17 protein-coding genes are annotated in these 20,769 nt (G+C 54.8%); 6 read left to right on the top strand and 11 right to left on the bottom strand.

Features of this window, described 5'->3' with window-relative positions:
• The first annotated feature begins 8 nt into the window (after positions 1-8).
• The 4 genes from EHV15_RS15630 to EHV15_RS15615 all read left to right on the top strand — a co-directional run bounded on the left by EHV15_RS15630 (position 9) and on the right by EHV15_RS15615 (position 4,081).
• Positions 9-740: an HAD family hydrolase gene (locus EHV15_RS15630; RefSeq protein WP_246061609.1), complete on the top strand. Its 732-nt coding sequence runs from the start codon at positions 9-11 to the stop codon at positions 738-740.
• A gap of 112 nt (positions 741-852) precedes the next feature.
• Entirely contained in the window at positions 853-2,361 is a 1,509-nt protein-coding gene (locus tag EHV15_RS15625) for a spore germination protein (RefSeq protein ID WP_246061607.1), read from the top strand.
• 9 nt (positions 2,362-2,370) lie between these two features.
• Positions 2,371-2,982 carry a GerAB/ArcD/ProY family transporter gene (locus tag EHV15_RS15620; RefSeq protein WP_128632012.1) on the top strand — a complete coding sequence of 204 codons (612 nt, stop codon included), beginning with the start codon at positions 2,371-2,373 and terminating at the stop codon, positions 2,980-2,982.
• The gene (locus EHV15_RS15615) at positions 2,975-4,081 is read left to right on the top strand and encodes a Ger(x)C family spore germination protein (RefSeq protein ID WP_128632011.1); all 1,107 of its coding nucleotides are present in this window, start codon (positions 2,975-2,977) and stop codon (positions 4,079-4,081) included. Before EHV15_RS15620 ends, EHV15_RS15615 begins: the two co-directional genes overlap by 8 nt.
• A 3-nt stretch (positions 4,082-4,084) precedes the next feature.
• On the opposite strand, the gene EHV15_RS15610 is transcribed toward EHV15_RS15615, so the two are convergent.
• From EHV15_RS15610 to EHV15_RS15595, 4 genes are all read right to left on the bottom strand, one after another.
• Positions 4,085-6,082, bottom strand: a complete 1,998-nt coding sequence (locus EHV15_RS15610) for a beta-galactosidase (protein WP_128632010.1) — start codon at positions 6,080-6,082, stop codon at positions 4,085-4,087.
• A gap of 113 nt (positions 6,083-6,195) precedes the next feature.
• Positions 6,196-7,497: an ABC transporter substrate-binding protein gene (locus EHV15_RS15605; RefSeq protein ID WP_128632009.1), complete on the bottom strand. Its 1,302-nt coding sequence runs from the start codon at positions 7,495-7,497 to the stop codon at positions 6,196-6,198.
• A gap of 54 nt (positions 7,498-7,551) precedes the next feature.
• Positions 7,552-8,379 (bottom strand): carbohydrate ABC transporter permease, encoded by an 828-nt coding sequence (locus EHV15_RS15600; protein WP_128632008.1) that lies wholly within the window; start codon positions 8,377-8,379, stop codon positions 7,552-7,554.
• Complete coding sequence (locus EHV15_RS15595) at positions 8,379-9,260, bottom strand: carbohydrate ABC transporter permease (protein ID WP_128632007.1); 882 nt, start codon at positions 9,258-9,260, stop codon at positions 8,379-8,381. The genes EHV15_RS15600 and EHV15_RS15595 overlap by 1 nt, the downstream gene beginning before the upstream one ends.
• 125 nt (positions 9,261-9,385) lie before the next feature.
• On the opposite strand from EHV15_RS15595, the gene EHV15_RS15590 reads away from it, so the two are divergent.
• Positions 9,386-11,182, top strand: a complete 1,797-nt coding sequence (locus EHV15_RS15590; protein WP_128632006.1) for a cache domain-containing sensor histidine kinase — start codon at positions 9,386-9,388, stop codon at positions 11,180-11,182.
• Positions 11,183-11,216: 34 nt separating this feature from the next.
• Positions 11,217-12,902, top strand: coding sequence for a response regulator transcription factor (locus EHV15_RS15585; RefSeq protein WP_246061605.1), 1,686 nt, complete (start codon positions 11,217-11,219; stop codon positions 12,900-12,902).
• Between the two features lie 305 nt (positions 12,903-13,207).
• Here the strand turns inward: EHV15_RS15585 and EHV15_RS15580 are convergent, their stop codons facing one another.
• The 7 genes from EHV15_RS15580 to EHV15_RS15550 all read right to left on the bottom strand — a co-directional run bounded on the left by EHV15_RS15580 (position 13,208) and on the right by EHV15_RS15550 (position 20,741).
• Positions 13,208-14,365, bottom strand: a complete 1,158-nt coding sequence (locus EHV15_RS15580; RefSeq protein ID WP_128632005.1) for an SGNH/GDSL hydrolase family protein — start codon at positions 14,363-14,365, stop codon at positions 13,208-13,210.
• 56 nt (positions 14,366-14,421) lie between these two features.
• Entirely contained in the window at positions 14,422-15,165 is a 744-nt protein-coding gene (locus EHV15_RS15575; protein ID WP_128632004.1) for an amino acid ABC transporter ATP-binding protein, read from the bottom strand.
• Between the two features lie 18 nt (positions 15,166-15,183).
• Positions 15,184-15,843, bottom strand: coding sequence for an amino acid ABC transporter permease (locus EHV15_RS15570; RefSeq protein WP_128632003.1), 660 nt, complete (start codon positions 15,841-15,843; stop codon positions 15,184-15,186).
• A gap of 177 nt (positions 15,844-16,020) precedes the next feature.
• Entirely contained in the window at positions 16,021-16,809 is a 789-nt protein-coding gene (locus EHV15_RS15565; protein ID WP_128632002.1) for an amino acid ABC transporter substrate-binding protein, read from the bottom strand.
• Positions 16,810-16,923: 114 nt separating this feature from the next.
• The gene (locus tag EHV15_RS15560; RefSeq protein ID WP_246061604.1) at positions 16,924-17,958 is read right to left on the bottom strand and encodes a GerAB/ArcD/ProY family transporter; all 1,035 of its coding nucleotides are present in this window, start codon (positions 17,956-17,958) and stop codon (positions 16,924-16,926) included.
• Positions 17,959-18,004: 46 nt separating this feature from the next.
• On the bottom strand, positions 18,005-19,216 hold the full coding sequence (locus EHV15_RS15555) for a Ger(x)C family spore germination protein (protein ID WP_178075869.1): 1,212 nt from the start codon (positions 19,214-19,216) through the stop codon (positions 18,005-18,007).
• 7 nt (positions 19,217-19,223) lie between these two features.
• Complete coding sequence (locus tag EHV15_RS15550; RefSeq protein ID WP_178075868.1) at positions 19,224-20,741, bottom strand: spore germination protein; 1,518 nt, start codon at positions 20,739-20,741, stop codon at positions 19,224-19,226.
• Positions 20,742-20,769: the final 28 nt, after the last annotated feature.

The following is a 20,769-nucleotide window of genomic DNA, read 5'->3' as shown; positions in this document are numbered from 1 at the left end:
GAGAAACCTTGAATTCCGTACAATCAGCCGCACTTACGTCAGCCGTTTTTTTCGATCTGGACGATACGATTTACGATCATTTGCTTCCGTTTCGGGATGCCCTGCAAGCGGTGCTGAACACCGGGGACGATTTTCCTTATGAGCCCGCTTATCACCGGATGCGCTTTTACAGCGACCACCTGTCTGCCCTGGCCGGCGGCACGCCTACCCATGGCCGGGCGCTTGAGGATATGCGGACGGAGCGCTTCATACGCTCGCTGGCCGAGTTCGGCGTCACGCTTACGCGGGAGCAGGCAGCCGCCGTTCAGTCCGCTTATCTGGACCGCCAATTTCGGATCCGTCCTTTTGACGGAGCATTCGAGCTGATCGGGAAGCTAAAATCGAGCAAAACCCTCGTTGGTTTAATCACCAACGGTCCACCGGAACATCAATGGCGCAAAATCCGCGCGCTGGAGCTGGACCGACTGGTCTCGCCAGGGCTGATCTACATTTCCGGAGCCGTCGGCATCACTAAACCGGATCGTAAGCTGTTCGACCACGTGGCCGCGGAAGCCGGCTTAGCCCCCGAACAGTGCAGTTATGTCGGCGATTCATGGCGCAATGACGTCGTAGGCGCCGCCGGTGCCGGCTGGCGGACCATATGGTTCAACCATCGGCGTGCAAAGCCCGAATCGGCGTTTCGCCCGCACGAGCAGGCGTTCAGCTACGCGGACATAAATCGCCTCCTTCTCGGGGATTAAGGCCCGGCGCTAAAGCGCCCGCCTCCCCGCCCCTGCTCCTCCGCTCCTCCGTATAGTTCTCCCTCAGGCTACACACAATAAGAAGAAAATGCCTCATCAGGAGGAATTTTCGGTGTTATTCAACTTGTTCAAATTCTTGAAGAAAAAAGGAAAGCAGCAGCAAGAAAAACTGAAGCAGGTGGAGCCGGAGCCCCACGTGAACGAACCTCAGGCTCCCGGTCCGCTCTCGCTCGAGAACGTTATGGAGGAATTCAACGGCTGTTCCGATCTGACCCGCCGTTCGCTTCCGATCCTGAAGGCGGAAATAGTCTATTTCGGCCATCTGGTCGACAAACATGTCTTTGAACGCGATTGTTTACGGCCATTGGAAAATATCCGGCAGGACGAGCTTGGGACATTGCTGCGGCAATCCCAATTCAACGAAGCGAAGGATGCCAAATCGGTCGTGAACGGCATTTGCAAGGGCGATGCGGCCCTTTTTGTGCCGCAGGGCGTTTATATGGTCCATGCTTACGGGCCGGAAACGCGCTCTGTCGAGCAATCGCAAACCGAATCGGCCATTATCGGGCCCCATGACGCTTTTAATGAATCGCTGGACACCAATCTGTCCATTATCCGCCGCCGGATCAAGAGCAACCGGCTGAAGGTGAAGCAGTTTGAAGTCGGTGAAATTCTCAAAACCAAAGTATGCGTTTTATACATCGATGAATTGGCGAATATGGATTTCGTCAACCGGATGTCGGAACGAATTCAAAACATTGAATATAGCGGCCTATACGACAACAACATGCTCCTCCAGACGATCGAGGACTTTCCGAGCACGATATTTCCGCTGTATTTGACTTCGGAACGCCCCGATGTAGCCGTATCCAAATTGAACGAAGGCCGGGTTCTCGCCATCATGGACCAAAGCCCGACCGTCGTCATCGGTCCGACTTCGATTTTCGAATTTTTCACCTCCCCGGACGACTATTACGGCCGCTGGGCGGTCGGAACGTTTCTGCGGTTGCTCCGTTATGTCGCCTTTTTGCTTACGCTTTCTCTGACTTCCATGTACGTGGCGGTCACGACTTATCATTATGAAATGATCCCACAAAGCCTTATCGCTTCCTTAACCGAATCGCGCAGCCGCGTCCCGTTTCCGCCGATTCTGGAAGCCCTGCTGATGGAAACGACGATCGAACTGCTGCGGGAAGCGGGCGCCCGCCTGCCAGCCAAAATCGGGCAGACCATCGGGATCGTCGGAGGGATCGTCATCGGCACCGCCGCCGTCGAAGCAGGGTTTACCAGCAACATTCTGATTATCGCTGTGGCAATGTCGGCGATCGCCTCATTTGTCATCCCCAGCTATACGATGAGCGGAACGATCCGGGTCATCCGCTTCGGACTGATTATTTTGACCGGCTTTTACGGCAACTTTGGCTTTATGTTCGGCATCGCCCTGATCATTATTCACATCTCCAAACTGACCAGCCTGGGGGCGCCGTATACAATTCCCGCCGCACCAATCAAACCGGTCGACTGGAAGGACATTTTTATCCGCGGACCCTTTTGGTTGCTAAGCAGGCGTCCAACGCAGTCACGCCCCCCCAACCCGCAAGCCAACAAAATGAAGAAATAGGTGACCCCCTTGGCTCAGGAAAAGCTGCATCGATTCCATATCATGTTAATGATGCTCAATACCCAAAGCGGGATTGCCCTCTTTACTCTGCCGCGGATCACGGCGCATCACTTCGGGACCAACGGCTGGCTTTCGCTCATCATCGTATTCCTGTTTGCCTCCCTTAACACGATGTTGATTTCGGCGGTTTACCGCCTGGGGCGCGGGACGTCCGTATTCGAGATCCTCCGGGATTCACTGCCGCGCGTCATTTTATATCCGCTTTATTTACTGATTGGAAGCAATTTGGCCATGTTCGGCTACTTAAGATTTCCGTTTGTCGAGCGAATCCACAACTTTTTATTGAGCATGTACCTGTTTTCGGTAGTACACACGGGAGCGATGTACTATTGGGCAAGCAAAGCCATGATCAAGCAAGTTTTTCCCCGGGTTCCACCTAAGCTGTTATTGGCTCTCACTATGGCGGCTACCATCGCGGTTAGTCTTACTCCGGATTCGCTGATGGATGTGGAATGGTGGCTTCGGAATATAACTTTAGTCCAGCTCGCTTTTTCCGTCGGCTTTCCGCTGCTGTTGATTCTGCTACTGTTCATTCAAAGGAGGGAAAAAAAACATGCATAAACGGATCGGCTGCTTGTGTGCGTGCGCCTTCCTGCTGCTGACCGGATGCAACCAGGACGAACGGGTTCTGGAGAAGATCGGTTATGTGGAAACCGCCGCCTACGATACCGCGCCTGGCGGAAATATCAAAGTAACGGTCAGTATTCCGCTGGTCACCCAATTCGCCAAAGACGGGAAAACGACCGATGAACTGCTGAGCACGACCGCCAAAAGCCCCAAGGAGGCGAGAAAAACGCTGAGCTTAAGGACGAGCCGCATGATGGTGAACAGACAGGTCCGGACGCTGATGTTTGGCGAAGCTTTGGCTCGGCAGGGACTTTGGAAGTACATGGATACCTTTTTCCGCGATGCCACCATTTCCTTAAGAGGCACCATCGCCGTTGTGGAAGGAAAGGCCGGCAGCATCATTAGCCAGGAATTGCCGCGGCATACGAAAACGGCCAACTATATCAACAAACTCCTGCAAAAGGAGTTCAGCAGACAAGGCGCCCCGCAAACGACGCTCCACCAGTTCGTGCGGAACTATCATGATGACGGCATTGACCCGGCCGCCATCATGATCAGGGAGCTGGAAAAAGATATCACCGTTAGCGGCCTCGCTTTATTCCGGAATGATCAAATGGTGGGGAAGCTTACTTCGGATGACCTGCATTTATTTTTGGTACTGTATCAAAATACTTCGCGGGGCGAGTTTAACGTGAGGACGGACAATCCCCATCTGGAGACCATGGCCTTCCACTCGGTAAAAAGCAACCGCAAAATAAAAATCACGAAAACCAAGGACGGAGAATATCAAGCGGATATTTATTTAAAAATCGTTGGCGCGGTGGATGAATACATCGGCGATCTCGATCTCAGCACCCCGGAGCAAAAAAAGGTCGAACAGTTGTTAAGCGAATACGTCGTAGAAGAAGGCGGACGCCTTCTTAAGGACATGCAAAAAAAAGAGGCCGACTGCCTCGGCATCGGCCAACATGTCCGCAACAGCATGAGTTATGCGGAATGGAAAAGAACAGCTTGGCACGAGATGTACAGCCAAATGCCGGTGCGCGTCCACTGTTCTTTCCGGATTAAAAATTTCGGTGCGTATTTCCATTAGCTCCTACGAAATCCGCAAAATATCCACCTCATACGGAGCAAGGCTAAGCGTCCGCTCTCTTATGACGCCATATAACTCACTGGGATAGCTTGACGGCAAAGTAACATGGCGCGGTTCCCGGCTTAAGTTCAGCACAAACAGGTAGGCGCCCGATTCACCGTTCCGAACCGCAACCTGCACGCCCTCCGGCAACCCCGGAAACGCTGCGAGTTCAAGCTCCCCGGCGATCGACGCGAACAGCTCCTTAAGATAACTTTCTTCGGGATGCGTGCCGAGATAGTATACTTTGCCCTGGCCGAACCGGTTTACCGTCACCGCCGGCTCGCCGCGGTAGAAGTCTTCGTCATACCAGGCGATAGCTTCGGCTTCCTGCAAGCTCAGGATATCGCACCACTGCATCCCATAAAAGTGCCGCCCGGCCGCGTCCGCGATCCGGTGCGAAGCCCGGCCGATCGGATCGTATTCCTTCACCGTCACGCCGGCGCATTTCGCCAAAAGACCCGGCAAAGGCATCATGACGTGCTGGTTGTTCATCCGCTTCGCCCCGGAGCGGCTGGTCAAAATCACCGTGCCGCCCGCTTCCGCAAACGACTCCAGCGCCTCGGCCGCCTTCTCGTCCATCAGAAAAACATGCGGGGCCACGACCAGCTTGTACCCGGCGAGCGGCTGGGTCCATTCGATCACATCGCACCCGATCCCAAGCTTGGTCAAAGCCCGGTGATAATCTTTCACATTTTCATAATAATCGAACCCGCCCGCCTGCGGCTGAATCCGCAAAGCCTCCAATTGCTCGTGCGACAGCAAAATCGCCGCTTCATTCCGGGGCGCGGTCCCTTGAAGCTTGCCGGCGAGCGCGTTCACCTCGCCGCACAGCTTGGCAAATTCCTCAAACCTGCGGCCGGGAACGTTGCTGTGGTCAATCAGGCCGTGCCAAAATTGCTCCGCGCCGGCCGCGGCCGAACGCCAGCGAAAATGCACGACCGTGTCGGCTCCTTTGGCGATGGCCTGCCACGCAAACGCGCGGATAAAGCCGGGATAAGGCGCCCGCCACGTCGGAAACCAACAGCCCGGCGGCCCGCTGAGCTGCTCCATGATCCAGAAGTTGCGGCGTTTGATGCCGCGCGTCACATCGAGCGCCAGGGCGCCGCTGTACGGCCCGGTCGCCTGCTTGTCCGGATCGGTGTTCGGGTAATAGTCGAACGAAGCGATGTCCAGATCGGCGCCGATCCGGTACAGGTCCAGGCGTTGCGGATAAGTATGGAAGTTGTGGGCAATAAAATGTCCCGGACAATGTTCGCGAATAATCCCGATTTGGCTGCGCTGGAACTCGGCGATGGAATCCCATTGGAACCGGGTAAAATCGAGCAAGTATGACGGGTTCTGGTGCGGCGAACCGCCGTAAGGAACACCGGCCTGGGACCAGTCACCGTATTCCCCGCTCCATACGACCGTCCCCCATTCGCGGTTTACCGCTTCCAGGGAGCCGTATTTCGCCCGCATCCATTCCCGGAAACGCTCGTTGCAAGCGGCGCAGTGGCAGTCGATCACCCAAAACTCGTTGTCCGTCTGCCAGCCGATCACCGCGGGATGGCCGCCGTAACGCTTCGCCATTTCCTCGATGATCCGCGCTCCGTACACGCGTAGCGATCCGCTGTTGTAGCAGCGATGCCCCCGAACGCCCGGATGAACGGTCCGGCCCGCCGCATCCACCGGCAAAATGTCCGGCGCCAAGCCGGTCAGCCAACGCGGCGGCGTATTGGTCGGCGTCCCCAGCACCACGCGGATACGATATTTATGAAACAGATCGATCGCCTGGTCCAGCCAGCCGAAGGCAAATTGGCCGTCCGCCGGCTCAAGCCGGCTCCAGGCGAACTCCGCCAGCCTGACGACCCGGACGCCCGTCGCCTTCATCAGCTGAACATCCTCTTCCCACAGGGAAGGATCCCACTGCTCCGGATAATAGCAGACGCCGATTTGAACTTTATCGAGATGCTTATTCATAAGTTTGTTCCCCCTTTCCGCCAAAAAAAGGCAAAAGCCGCCTCATTCCCCTTTACGAGAGGATAAATCCTAAGAGGCGGCTTGCCTTACGTCATCCGATATTTATGCTGCCGTTACTTCAATTTGTCCCATGCGGCCTGCATATTTTTTTGCCAGGATTCGACATCACTCTTGCCTGCCAAATATTGCTGAATCGCACTGCCGAATTCCTGAGCGACGCCATCCGGGTATTTGCCGGCCTGGTGCGCAAAAATGTTGCCTTCCTCCACATACTTCACCAGATCGGTAGCGATCGGCCCCATATCCTCCGGCGTGGCTTCGATCGTGGTCATGGCCGGAATGAACTTGAATTTCTTCACGATATATTCTTTACCGATATCGGAAGTGACCAGCCAGTTCAGGAACGTTTTCGCCTCTTCCTTGGCGTCAGAATCTTTGTTCACGACCAGGTTTACCGGAACGCCGATCGTCACTTTGCCGGTTTTCGCGGCGTCGTCGCTCAGCGGCATCGGCAGCACGCCGATGTTCATGTTAGGGTTAATGCCGTCGATCATCGTTTGCGCCCAGTTGCCTTCCTGCATCATCGCCGCCTCGCCGTTCGCAAACATCGCCACCTGCGTGTTATAGTCGGTCGTAAGCGGATTTTTGTTGCCGTAATCCAGCGTCAGCTTCATCAGCTTCGCCCAGTTGGCGAAATGCTCATTGCCGACGATCGAAGCCGTGCCTTCGTTCATGCCTTTAATAAAACCGTCGACATCGTCCTGGTTGGCAAAAGCGACGCTAATCCCTTGGCTGCCCACCAACCACCATTCCTGATAAGCGTTTGCAAAAGGCGTAATGCCCGCAGCCTGCAATTTCTTGGCCGCCGCTTCCAGTTCCGAGTAGGTTTTCGGAGGAGAGGTGATGCCTGCTTTTGCAAACAAATCTTTGTTATAGACGTAGCCGAAGCCCTCAAGATCCAGCGGCAAACCGTACACTTTGCTATCTTTGGTGATCGCCTCGGCGGCCAACGGCACCAGATCCTTCACCCAAGGCTGATCGGACAAGTCCTCCAGCTTCTCTTGCCACATATCCAGCTTTGCATAGCCGTTGTTGGAGAAGATGTCCGGAGCGTCGCCGGAGGCGAATTTCGTTTTCAGCGCCGCGTCGTAATCGGCACCGCCGCCCACCGTTTGAATATCCAGCTTGATGTTCGGGTACTCTTTTTCAAATTCCACTTTCAGCTCGTTAAGCCCTTCCACGATTTCGGTTTTAAATTGGAAGATCGTGACCGTCTTCTGCTCCTGTTTGCCGCCGCCTTGGCTTTCGCCGCCGCTATTGGTACCGTTTGCAGAATTTCCGCCGCCACAAGCCGCTAGGATCAGCGACATCGTCAGCAGAACGGATAGGACGATAGAATACTTTGCCTTCTTCATAAGCTAATTCCCCCTAAATCTGTTTAGTTTATTGGAACAGCGGATCGGCCGGCGTCAGCCTTTGACCGATCCCGCTGCGATTCCCTCAACAATATAGCGCTGCAAAAACAAAAAGAAGATAATGATTGGCGTAATTCCCAAAATGAGCGCCGGGAGCGCAATGTCCCACTGCTTCGTATACTGTCCGAAGAAAGCGAACGTGGCCAGCGGAATCGTCCGCATTTCCGGCCGCTGCAAAATCAGCGACGGCAGCAAGTAGTCGTTCCACACCCAGAGGCAGTTCAGCACGATAATCGTCATCAGCATCGGCTTCAGCATCGGCAGCACGATCCGGAAGAACACGCTGATGCCGGTGCAGCCGTCCACCGTGGCGGCTTCTTCAATTTCCCGCGGAATCGATTTAACGAACCCGTGGAACAGAAACACGGCCATCGGCGCTCCCAGACCGAGATAAGTCATCACCAGTCCGAAGTGGGTATTGTTAACCCCCAGCTCGTTAACGACCCGCAGCAGCGGCATCATGATCGTCTGGAAAGGGATGACCATGGAAGCGATAAACAGCATGAATAATATACGGTTAAACCATGTGTTGGCGCGAACCATCCGGTAAGCGCCCATCGCGCTGATCAAGGCCAGAATTCCCACACTGATCACGGTAATGATCAGCGAATTGGTGAACGCCTGCGGGAACTTGGTCAGCTCCCAGGCCTTGGCATAGTTCTCCCATTGAAACACCTTAGGCCAGCTCGCCGAATCCGACATGATTTCGCCAAACGGCTTGACCGAATTGACAAACAGAAAATAGAACGGCGACAGGAACAACAGGGCGATAAGGCCCGTAATGATTTCCGTCGCCAACAGGCGTCCGGTGTATCTTTTCATTAAGCTTCGACCTCCTTATTCTTCGTCAGGCGAACCTGGAACGTCGTAATGACCGCCACGATCACGAAGAACAGAATAGCCTTGGCCGTCCCCAGCCCGTAGCGGTTGTTCTGGAACGCTTCGTTGTAAATGTTCATCGCCACGGATTCCGTCGATTTGAACGGCCCGCCTTTAGTCAGCGACAAGTTGAGGTCGAACATTTTGAACGCCCAGGAAATCGCCAGGAACAGACAGATGGTCACCGCAGGCATAATCAGCGGAACAATGATGCTGCGCAGCATCTGCCAGCGGTTTGCCCCGTCGATCTCCGCCGCCTCGATCACTTCCGAAGGAACATTGGTCAGCGAGGAGATGTAAATGACCATCAGGTAACCCGCCGTATGCCAGACAAAGACGATCATGATTCCCCAGAATCCGGTTGCGGCGTCTCCCAGCCACGGAAGCCCGAAGAAGGACCAGCCGGTCAGTTCATACATGGTGTTAAAACCTTTGATGAAAATAAACTGCCAAATGAATCCCAGCAGCAGCCCGCCGATCACGTTGGGCATAAAGAAAATCGTACGCATAAAGTTTCGCAGCTTCAATCCTTTAGTCAAAAAATAAGCAAGAAAAAAGCCGACGATATTGGTAAGCACGATGCCAACCACCGTAAATTTGGTGGTAAACCAGAAGGATGACCAAAAATCGGGGTCATTCGTAAATATCGTTTTAAAATTATCCAACCCTACCCAATTGACCGTGCTCGCCACGCCATTCCAATCGGTCAGTGCGTAATACATCCCGAGTAAGAATGGAATCACCATGATGACTACAAAAAATAAAAGGACAGGTCCCACAAAAAACAGCTGGAGTCCCCATTCAGACGCTCTTTTGCTACCCATGGCGCAGCCCCCTTTCTTTCTAGCGAATAACTGTTGTATTGTTATTATGACTCGGGTGAATCACCGAATACACCGACTGAGGTGAACACTCGGGTGTAATTTATTGATCGGGAGTGGGAATCCGCTTGAAATGGAACAGTATCCGCACCAAACTGATCGTCTTTATGTTGCTCGCCACGATCATCCCGATCGTCGCGACGATGGTCGTAACTTACTCCTATACAGCACAATCGCTCCGCACGCGGGTCGCCGCGGAAGACGCCAATCTTCTGTATCAGGGGGGGCGCAACCTGACCAGCCTGCTTGACGATCTCAACCGCAGCTCTTCCAATATCTATAACATTTCAACTTTACTGCAGGCCGGCTATGAGGACGTGCAAAGCAACTCTCAGGTTTACGCCGTATTGTCCAACATTGCGACCTCCGTGCCGGACATTTTTCAGGTATATCTCTATGAAAATAAAAGCCGGAGAGCAACTCTCGTTACCCAAAACACGCCGCAGCGCAACTATAACATCGGGCCTTTCGGCGATGCGTTGGGTATCGACCGGCCCAGCGTCTGGGTGCAAAGCAGCCATATGAGCCATACGTACGGACTTACCGCCATATTGCCGAGGTACCCTTCCGAGCCGGTATTTACGCTCCACCGCAAAATCGAAAAAGTTCCTTCAAGCAACATCATCGGCTATCTCTCCATCGACGTCAAACTGTCGGCCTTAAGCGATATCGTCGACCAGCTGTATGAACAAAACCGCGAGAAAATCTATATTCTCGACGATCACGGAGATATCGTGTACAGCGACGAGCAGGGCAAGCTGGGGCTTCCGCTCAGAGAGAAGTGGTATACGGAACGGATCGCCTCCGCGCCAAGCACGAGCGGAAACTTCGAAGAGGACGGCAACGTGTTTGTCTATCAGCGAATTACCAGCGTCGGCGCCAACTGGACGCTGGTCAAACAGGTCCCGGTCGCTTTTCTCACCCGGGAAGCCAACCGCGCGGCCGGCATCAACATGCTGCTCCTGGCGGTGTCGCTGATCATTATCATCGCCGCCACGATCATTATTTCGCTGCGGATTACCGCTCCGATCAAGCGGCTTGGCCGATATATGAACCAGATTCAATCCGGCAACTTGAACGTCGATATCCAGCCGGCCGGCCATGACGAAATCGGAGCGGTGATGCGGCGGTTCCGCACCATGATGGATACGATCAACAATTTGATCTTAAGGGAATACAAGCTGGAGTTGTCCAGCAAAAACAACCAGCTTCGGGCGCTGCAGGCGCAAATCAACCCGCATTTTCTCAACAATACGCTGCAGATCATCGGTACGCTCGCACTGGAGCTGAAGGTCCCGCAAATCTATACCCTGATTTCGGCGCTGGCCAAAATGATGCATTACAGCATGCATAACGACGACCGGATCGTGACCTTGAAGGACGAGCTTGAGCACGTTAAGGCTTATATCGAACTGCAAAAAGAGCGATTTGAAAACCGCTTTTCCTTCCACTGCGAAGTGCCGGAAGAGCTGCTCCAGGTTCAAATGCCCAAGCTCATCCTGCAGCCGATCATGGAAAATTACTTCAAGCACGGGATCGACCGTTCGAAAGCGGACGGATGCATCCGTTTGGAGGCCGTACAGGAGCCGGACGGTTTCGTCAAAATTATCGTGCAGAACAACGGCGCGAAAATACCGGAAGATAAGCTGAGCCGTTTACGGCAGGGACTTGATGGAGTTACCGGCGCCCTTGACGGGAATCGTCCCGATCCCGCGAACCAGGACGGCCGCGTAGCGCCGATCGGCTTGATCAATGTGCTGACCCGGCTCCGTCTGGTTTACGGCAGCGGGGCCGATCTGAACGTGGCCAATTTGGAACCGGCCGGAGTACGCATTATACTAAAACTACTCGCTCTGCCGCAATAAATTTCGGAAATGAGCCCTACATGGAGTGTGAAAAATGATGAGAGCGTTAATAGTCGACGATGAAGCCCGGGTCAGAAAAGCCGTTCGCTTGCTGGTGGATTGGGAGAAGCACGGCATTCGGGAAGTTACCGAGGCGGGCGGAGGGAACGAAGCGATCGGAATCATTCAAAGCTTTGGCCCGCAGCTCGTCATTATGGACATGATGATGGAATCGGGCCACGGGCTGGAACTGATGGCCTGGGTCCGCGAGCATGCCGGAAACATCAAATTCATCGTCGTCAGCGGCCATGACGATTTCGATTTTGTGCGGAGCACCGTACGCCATGGAGGTATCGATTATATCCTCAAGCCGATCGAGCCCGAAGCGATCAACGCCGCCGTCGCCAAAGCCGTGGAGCAGTGGCGACGGGAAGAACGGGAACGGTTGGAGCAGCAGCAGAAAAGCATTCGCCTTAATGAATTCAAACCGGTTTACGACGAAAAGCTGCTCTCCTCGTTGATCGACGACCCGGGCTCGGCCGACGTCTCGCTGCGCAGATTGCGTCAGGAAGGCGTGATCCCCGAAGAGGCGGGGTTGTGCCGTCTTTTGCTGGCCCGGATCGACGCCGGGGATGCTTCCCTGCAGCAAAGATTCGGCCATAACCGGGAGCTGCTGCACTTTGCGCTGGTCAACATCTGCAATGAATTTCTGCTCCCAAGCCGCAGTGGGATTGCGTTTAAGCATTGGCGGGCGCCGCGGGAAATTTTGCTGCTCGTTTGGGGCGATTTGGAGCGCGCGGCCGAACGTGCCGCCCAAATCAATCAAGGGCTGCACCGCACGCTAGAGCGCCGGCTGCATTTTGGCCTCGGGTCCGCCGGGGAGCTGCCGCTAAGCCTCCCCCGGCAGTATGCCGAAGCCGCCGCCGCGCTGCAGCGCCGGAATCTGCTCGAACCCGACCGGTATATCCATGAGTTAAACGCGGGAAAAGCGGACGGTCACGCCATGGTCATGGACGGGCGCGGCACGGCCGCAAACGCTCCCGCCGCGGCTTCGGCTGCCGGCGGCTATCCCTCCCCGACCTTCGTCAAGGTACAGGAGGACTGGAAGCTGGCGGTCAGAAGCGCGGACCCGGGTCAGATTGCCGCCGCAAGCCGGAAATGGATCGACGAGCTGTGCCGGCTGGGAACGGTAACGCCGGAAATGCTGGCCGCGTGGACGGCCGATATTTTGTCGTTCCGCTCGGGAATGATCCGGGAAACGCTTGGCGAGAAGACCGAAAGTGTGTTGACGGAACTGGAGCGGGACGACGCCGGACATGCTCCCCCGTCTGCCGACAGCTATACTTTCTCGCGTTATGCCTGGAGCGACTGGGCGGAGCATGTCATGACCCGGCTGGCGGAAGTGATTTCCCGGCAGCAGGCGCGCGATAGAAGCACGTTCGCCGACATCGTCAAATACATCGAGCAGAACTACCAATCCGATTTGTCACTGCAGGACATCGCCAGCCGTTTTTACGTGAGCCGCGAATACGTGTCCCGGAAATTCAAGCAGGACTACGGCATCAATTTCTCGGATTACCTGGGCAAATACCGGATCGACAAGGCCAAGCTGCTTATGCTGAACCCGCATCTGAAACTGCAGGATATCGCCGAAATGGTCGGATTCCACGACGTGAAATACTTCAGCAAAGTGTTCAAGAAACAGGTGGGTCAGTCGCCCCGGGAATACCGGGGCAAGTAAGAAGTTGGAAAATATAAGGACAAAAAAGGTCGTTATTCCGGCGATATCAGCCAATTTGAGAGAAATAAGGGAAATTTATGTCGCTATTTTCCCCGGTCGCAAGGAAATGCACCGGTTCTGGTCCCTTCATAGGAAAATAAGGACAAAAAATGCCGCTAATGGGGATCAACATGCCTGCCTCTGGATAATAAGTACATAAAGTTCCGCTATTTTGCAGGGTCAGCAGCCAACGGTTCGTCGTTCCAGTCGCCGGCTGTCATGCGCCGATATTACCTTGCACCGATAACCGGACGGTTTCTATTTATTTATCCCAGGTACCACTTCAAAAAAGCATCCGCCACCACTTTGCCGGCAAGCCCGTTCGGGTGCGGATCATCCCCGGGGCTCATAAATTCCGGTCTGAGCCGATGTTCCTCAGGGGCCGGCTGGGACAGCAGCGCCGCCATGTCGAACATCCGGTCCACTCCCGGGATGGAGGAAGCCCGAATCGCGGCGTTGACGCTCCGCCACACCTGCTCCCGCTCTCCGCTGAAATTAAACGGCGGTACGGTAAAAAGAATGATTTCCGTGGCAGGATCGCTGTTTTTCAGGAGCGATATGATCATTTCCAGATCGCCAAGCAGCTGCCCGGCCGTCCGGGCGCCGATGTCGATGTCGTTCACGCCCAGCGCCAGGATCACCTGCGGCCCGGGATGCGCTCTCTGCCCGTGCTTCACTTTGCGCAGCCAGGCGCCATCCGCCGCGGCGTCATACGCTCTCGCCCACCCGGAGCCGAGATTCCAGACCCCGTACTGCGCCCCTAATCCGCCAGCGATCCGCGCCACCCAATACTCGTAGCCGTCCAGCGCCGTTCTGACCCCTTGGGTGATGGAATCGCCGAAAAACGTCAGTTGCCGGTCCACCGGCTTGGCATAACCGATAAAGGCGGGCGCCACCAACAATTTCTCGGACAGCGTAAACGGCTCCGCCGATTCCTCGTCCGCATGGCGGCCGGGGGCATCGTAGGCCGAAACCAGCATCTGTTCGACGTTGTACGGGAACGTTTTTCCCGGCGCCGGCGCTGTGATCGTCCAGGTGAATGCCAAATAATGTCCTTCCGGCAACTCGATATGTACGGGATCGCTCCAAAACGTCTCTCCCGGTTCCACCGGTTTCGCGTCTCCGCCGTCAAACGTAACGGGGACCTGCGAGCCCGGCGTTACCGCGCCGTCCGGCTCCGTGCCGCCGTCGGCCACGTAGGCGGCCTCGATCCGCCACGCTCCGCCAAGCTGGCTGCCCTTGGCCACCGTTCCGGTATCCCAGGTGGAGTCCACGGCATTGCTATGCCAAAACCGGAGTTGAAGCAGGCCGTTTTCCCTTAATTTAAAATAAATCCGGTACGTATGCGTGAACCGCTCTTCGCGGTCCATAATGTAGTTGGCCGCCGTAGAAACTACGGTAGCTGACGCATACCCATTTGTCATGACTTGCACCTCTATCCTCTCTGCAGCATTTCGCGAGGACGCGAACATTTATGATTCTACAACACCCGCTGCAAAAATGCTCGCGTCCGTTCATGCCGCGGCTGGCCGAACAACTGCTCCGGCGCCCCCGATTCGATGAACTCCCCGTCCGCCATGAACATCACGCGGTCGGCCACTTCCCGCGCAAAACCCATCTCATGCGTCACCACGATCATCGTCATCCGCTCTTCGGCAAGCTGCTTCATCACCTGCAGCACCTCGCCGGTCAGCTCCGGATCCAGCGCCGAGGTCGGCTCGTCAAACAGCAAAATTTCCGGGTTCATCATCAGCGCCCGGGCGATCGCCACCCGTTGCTTCTGGCCGCCGGACAAATTCGCCGGATAGGCGTCCGCTTTCTCAAGCAAACCGACCTTGTCCAGCAGTTCGGAAGCCCTGCGGCGCGTATCCTCCCCCGGAATCCGCTTCACCAGCTTCGGCGCCAGCTCCAGATTTCCGCGCACCGTCAGATGCGGGAACAGGTTGAAATGCTGGAACACCATACCCATGCGCGCCGTAATCTTTTTGATTTGCGCATTTCCGGCATACCGGCCGTCTTCGAGCAAATAGTCGTCTCCGATTCTAATGCTCCCGCCGTCCGCTTCCTCCAGGTGGGCCAGGCTGCGCAGCATCGTGCTTTTCCCGGAGCCGGACGGCCCGATCACGGCCACCACTTCGCTCGTATCCACGGTAAAGGAAACGTTCTTCAGTACCTGCAGCGAACCAAACGATTTTTGCAAATTCGTTACTTCCACGATTTTCATACCTGTTCATTCAACCCTTTATTCGAATTTGAATTTCCGTTCCAGCGCCTTGAACAGCAGCGTCAACACCAATGTCAGCAGCAAATAAATGATCCCGGCGACCACGAACGGCATAATCGTAAAATCCCGGTTCACCGCCGTTTGGGCAAAATGCAGCAGCTCCGGAACCGCCACGGCGTACAGCAGGGCCGTATCCTTCACCAGCGTAATCGACTCGTTCGAAACTGCCGGCAAAGCGATGCGCACCATTTGCGGCAAAATGACCCGGGACGTCGTTTGCCAACGGCTTAAGCCAAGCACTTTGGCCGCTTCGTATTGGCCCTTGTCGATCGCGAGCAGGCCCCCGCGAAAAATCTCGGCAAAATACGCCGCGTAATTCAAAGTGAACGCCAAACAGGCCGCCGCGAAGCGGTCCATCACCAAATATTCGCCAATGCCCGGAATGACGGGAAGCCCAAAGCAAATAAACAGCATCTGCAATAGCAGCGGCGTTCCGCGCATCACATAGATGTAGGCGTTCGCGAACCAGGCGACCGGCTTCACCCGGCTTCTCACCATAAACGTAAACGCAAAGCCAAGCGGAATCGACGTTACGATCGCCAGCACAAACAGCAGCAGGGTTATCCGCGTGCCTTCCAGCATCGGTACTAAAATATTCATAAAATAATCCAGACTCATCTCGCATCTCCTTCAATCGCAGAATCAACGGTAATCCCAAACGGTACAGGCAGCCTCACAGGACCGGAACGTGTCCCCGGAAGAATCAGAAAAACCGGATCGCGTTCAATCCGGTTTTGTCCTCGCCTTGCGCTTTCTGACTGCCGGGTTTCCCCGAGTTTCTTTGCTCCAGGTTCCTTACTTCAGCACTTTATCTTCGCCAAACCATTTTTCGGAAATCTGCGTGGCTGTCCCGTCCTGGTTCAACTCGTCCAAAGCTTGCTGCAGCTTGTTCAGCAGCTCTTCGTTGCCCTTCTTCACGCCGATTCCGTATTCCTCCGGTGCGAGCGACTCGTCCAAAATCTTAAAGGCGCCCTCTTCTTGGGCCATATAATATCTCGCCACGACCTCATCGATGACCACCGCGTCAAGCCGCTTCGTCTTCAAGTCGCTGAGCGCCAGCACGTTGTCCGGAAACTCCGTAACCGTCTTAATCTCGGATTTGATCGGATCGGCGTTCAGCGCGTCCGCCGCGGAAGACAGCGATTGAAGCCCAACGGCTTTGCCGGCCAAATCGCTGATTTTCGAAATCGGCGAATCCGCGAGCGTGACGATCACCTGGCTGTTTTTCAGATAAGGCTTCGTAAACAGCACTTTTCCTTTCCGTTCCTCGGTGATGGTGTAGCCGTTCCAGATCAGATCGATCCGGCCGCTGTTCAGCTCTGACTCCTTCGATGACCAATCGATCGGCTGGAAGGTGACCTCCATGCCCATCTTCTCCGCAGCCGCTTTGGCGTAATCGATGTCGAAGCCGACGATTTCGTTCTTTTCATCGCGGAAGCCCATCGGCGCGAATTTATCGTCTATCCCGATGACCAGTGTATTGCCGCCCTTGCCTGAACCGGATTTTGCGCCGGAGCAGCCGGCCAGCGCCGTCAGCATAACGGTCAGGACCAAACCTATTAATGCGATGTTTTTCAGTTTCATATGACTCTCCCCCAATAAATTAGCAAATCTAGCGAATGCTTTAGTTCGTTAATACGTTATCAGACTCTCATGATAACATACTAATATGGAAGAGTCGAGGGTTTGGCTCACGATTCACCCCTTTTTTCTGTTCTTTCTGAATATACCCACAAGAAGAAGCAGTAAGGGGATGGCAAAAAAATGAATCGGCAGCACATAGTTGATCCACACCTCTGTCAGCAGCATCCTGGATGAGGGGTTCAAGCGAACGACGGCCATACAAACGGCCAGCGTGACCGCGGCCGCGAACCATATGCAGTTTCTCCAGCTTGCCGGTTTGCCGATCCATTGGGCCGTTCCGTAGCTGGCGATAAACAAATAAACGGTCAGCTTGATAAACACGCTGATCAGCCAGATCGCCACCAGAAAAATATCCATATTCTGAATGAATTCCATCAGATAAACCAGCTTGACCATTTCGAAAAACGGGAACTGGATTTTGGACGACAATGCCGGACCAAAGGTCATAATCACCCAGACCGCCCCGATCGCCAAGATTAACGAAGCAATCGATACCCCCAGCCACACGTTGCGCAGGGCATTCCGATCCGGTTCTTCCAGGAAAGCGAACAGCATCGTAATGAACGCGATTTCGCCGAGCAGGGACATCGGCGTCAGACTGCCCTTCAGAATGGCAAGCGCCTCCGTATCGGCATAAACCGGAAGCATGGCGCCCCAGTTCAAATTACGCATCGACAGCGCGAAGGTTAGGACCAGAACAAACAGCAGCACAGGACCCCAAAGCTCGCTGAAACGGCCGATGCCCACAATTCCGCCTCTGCGGACCGCGTAAACGGCGATCGCCAAAAAACTGACCGCAATGACTAGGTCCGGCGTTTTCTGCAGCATACTAAGCCGGATAAAGCTAAACTGTTCGCGCAAAATGATCCCCATCACCCAATGCCATTGAAGCAGGTACAGAAGTCCCACGAGCTTGCCCGGCCACTTGCCCAATATCGAAATGCTGAACTGGAGCAACGTCTGGCCGGGAAATAACCGGCTGACTTTAAATGCCAGATACGCGATCAGCATTGCGGCCAACCAGGCGATCATCATGGAAATCCAGACATCCTGCTTGGCGTCGGTGATGGCAAAGTTCAAAGAAATCAACAAGTTTATCCCCAATTCAAACATCCATACAAGCCAGAAGAGCTGTCTATTGCTGATTCGCACCGTTATCCTTGTCCTCCACACCAGGAACCAGGGATTTTCCCGTGAGCCCCGTGCCAGATATTTTCATATGTACCTGAAATTCAATGTCCACGTTTTCGAACTGCTTATCCCAATCCTTTTTCATCCTTTTCCAAACGTAAGGGTGTTTGCGATGCAGCGTCTCTCCCAATTCAAAAATATCCGCCTTATACTGCTTCTGCACCAGGGCCACCGTCTGCTCCACCTTTTCCGTCAACCGGCGGTTCAGCTCATCCTCCACCTTTTTGACGTTGTCCGGCTTGGACAAATCCAGGTTTGCGTTGCTTTCGTTGATTTCACCTTCCCCGCTAAGCCAAACTTTAAAGCTGACCTTTTCGCCGGCGATCTCCGGCACAATCCGGCTTTTGAACCTCATTGCGGGAATCGTTATCGTCTCGTGCTTCTTCCCCATCCGGATCGTAAACACACGATGGTCAAGTTTTCCCGTGAGCCATAAACGAACCCAAAAGTTGTCATGACCCAAATAACCTTTCAATTTCAGATTGCGGTCGAATACCGCCGAGCCCGTCAGCGCCAATTCCGAACCGGCAGCATTGCCCGCATTCTCGTTTGTCTTTGCCGTTTGCGCGGGTGAGACGATTTCCACGATCGGTATCACACTGCCTCCCGACGCTCCATTCGCCATGATAAAAAAGTCGAGCAAAGAACGGCTCACCGGAGCGCCCATCACCTCCTGGATTTTTTGCACGCTGATCGTCGGGTTTTTTTCCAGCCGGCTGCTTAGATTCATGGCTTCTTGGGCCGTTCCTCCCTTTACGACAAAAATATTCGTCCGCAGTCTGACCAGCGGATTGCGGGCATATTCATCAAGCACTTTCGCGATCCCGTGCCTGGCCAGCGCCTCGCCGATAAACACGTTCCTCCGGTGGCTGGCGAAGATGACGCGGGGCAGCTTTTTTTGCATATTTTGACCGGCATCGCCATCGCTAGTGCCATAGGAGGTCTCGATGAGATACTGGTTTTTCCCGCCCTCGGTCCCTCCTGACTTTGTACCCCCGGGAACGACGATATTGGCCGTGGCAACGTACCTCCCATCCCCGTTCAGATCCATCCCCCAGCCCAAAATGATCGCCCGGTCATTCATTTCCTGCCGGTCCCAGCAGCCGGTCGTCAGCAGCACGCAAGCCAAAAAAGCCGTCCCCAGCTTCAAACGCATGATGGTTTCACTCCTTGTTTTTCTTTCCCGCATCGTTTGCGCCCGGCATAGGGTCCTTGCTCGCTCTCGTTAGGTAATGCCGCTGCGTCTTGCGCATTTTCCAGGTTGGTCCCCGCACCAGCACATCGTCGGGGCTTTCCCGGGAAACGGTGCCGGGACCAAGCGGGGTCATATAAGGGACGCCAAAAGAATTGAGGCATACCAAATGGATCGTCAATGCGGTAATAAACAACACGATCCCGTAAAAACCAAACGCCCCCGAAACAATCAACAGCGGAAAGCGCAGCATCCGGTAGGCGGTTCCCAGGTTATAACGGGGAAACGCAAAGGAAGCGATTCCCGTGGTCGCCACAATAATGACCATTGGCGCCGAGATGATTCCGGCTTGAACAGCCGCTTCACCGATGACCAAGGTTCCGGCGATGCTTACCGCCGATCCAATTTGGTTCGGGAGGCGAATCCCCGCTTCCCTGAGCCCCTCGAAAAGGAATTCCATCAGCAGCGCCTCAAACACCGCCGGAAACGGCACGCCTTCCCGCGCCGAAGCTACGCTGACCAGCAGGGATGTCGGCAGCACTTGCGGATGAAACGTTGTCAGCGCAACGTAAAGGGAAGGCAGCAGCAAGGAAGTATGGACAAAAATATAACGGACCCAGCGAACAAAGGTGGTGTAGATAAAACGTTCGTGATAATCTTCGGGCGACTGTAAACCCGACCAGTAAGTCATGGGACAAATCAAGGCAAATGGGCTGTTTTCCATCAAAATAACGACTTTGCCCTCCAGCAGCGACCCTGCGGCCACATCGGGCCGTTCCGTATTTTGAATTTCCGGAAACGGGGAGAAGGGCTGCTCTTCGATCAATTCCTCCAAAATCCCGGAGCCGTTTAGCGCATCGATGCGGATTTTGCCCAGACGTTTCCGGACTTCTTCAACCAGCGACGGCTTGGCAACGTCCTCCATGTAAATCAGCTTCACTTCGGTCCCCGTCAGTTGGCCGATCGACATCGACTCCATCTTAAGGCTGGGGCTGTGGATTCTTCGGCGCAGCAAGGACGTGTTGACGCTAATCGTTTCCGTAAAAGCGTCCCGCGGTCCACGCACCACCTTTTCGGAAGGAGGCTCCTCGATGCCCCGCTGCTCCATTTTGGTTAAGTTGGCAAGCAGCGCGTAGCTCTGCCCTTCGAACAGAATCGCCGTCTCCCCTTCCAGCACCCCCTCGATCAGGGCAGCGTATTGGGAAGTCTTTCGGACCCCGGCGGCAGCCACCAGCGTGTCCTCGACAAACCTCCCGAATTCTTCCCGCTTGGGAAGCCGCTCCGCCTCCCCCTCATTCAGCCAGAGGCGAAGCAAAATCTGATCCAGCAACTGGGTATCCGTCATTCCTTCCGTATAGATCAATAACATGACTTCTGCACCGTGTACGGAAACCGGACGGAACACGATGTCGGAGCAGCGGTCAAACGACTGGCGCAGTTGCTGCTCGTTATGGGCCAGCTCTTTTAATATTGGCGTGTCATTGCTCATCCCCGGCACCTCCGCATACGTAATCCCG

Source organism: Paenibacillus oralis (assembly GCF_003863965.1).
GTDB classification, from domain to species: domain Bacteria; phylum Bacillota; class Bacilli; order Paenibacillales; family Paenibacillaceae; genus Fontibacillus; species Fontibacillus oralis.
The sequence above is the reverse complement of the archived record's forward strand: the minus strand, read 5'-3'. Positions and strand labels throughout refer to the sequence as shown.

Coding starts and splice junctions, on each gene's coding strand:
- EHV15_RS15550 (WP_178075868.1), bottom strand. CDS start 20,741: ATGAGCAATGACACGCCAATATTAAAAGAGCTGGCCCATAACGAGCAG.
- EHV15_RS15610 (WP_128632010.1), bottom strand. CDS start 6,082: ATGAATAAGCATCTCGATAAAGTTCAAATCGGCGTCTGCTATTATCCG.
- EHV15_RS15570 (WP_128632003.1), bottom strand. CDS start 15,843: ATGAGTCTGGATTATTTTATGAATATTTTAGTACCGATGCTGGAAGGC.
- EHV15_RS15555 (WP_178075869.1), bottom strand. CDS start 19,216: ATGCGTTTGAAGCTGGGGACGGCTTTTTTGGCTTGCGTGCTGCTGACG.
- EHV15_RS15600 (WP_128632008.1), bottom strand. CDS start 8,379: ATGAAAAGATACACCGGACGCCTGTTGGCGACGGAAATCATTACGGGC.
- EHV15_RS15565 (WP_128632002.1), bottom strand. CDS start 16,809: ATGAAACTGAAAAACATCGCATTAATAGGTTTGGTCCTGACCGTTATG.
- EHV15_RS15595 (WP_128632007.1), bottom strand. CDS start 9,260: ATGGGTAGCAAAAGAGCGTCTGAATGGGGACTCCAGCTGTTTTTTGTG.
- EHV15_RS15585 (WP_246061605.1), top strand. CDS start 11,217: ATGATGAGAGCGTTAATAGTCGACGATGAAGCCCGGGTCAGAAAAGCC.
- EHV15_RS15605 (WP_128632009.1), bottom strand. CDS start 7,497: ATGAAGAAGGCAAAGTATTCTATCGTCCTATCCGTTCTGCTGACGATG.
- EHV15_RS15575 (WP_128632004.1), bottom strand. CDS start 15,165: ATGAAAATCGTGGAAGTAACGAATTTGCAAAAATCGTTTGGTTCGCTG.
- EHV15_RS15615 (WP_128632011.1), top strand. CDS start 2,975: ATGCATAAACGGATCGGCTGCTTGTGTGCGTGCGCCTTCCTGCTGCTG.
- EHV15_RS15580 (WP_128632005.1), bottom strand. CDS start 14,365: ATGACAAATGGGTATGCGTCAGCTACCGTAGTTTCTACGGCGGCCAAC.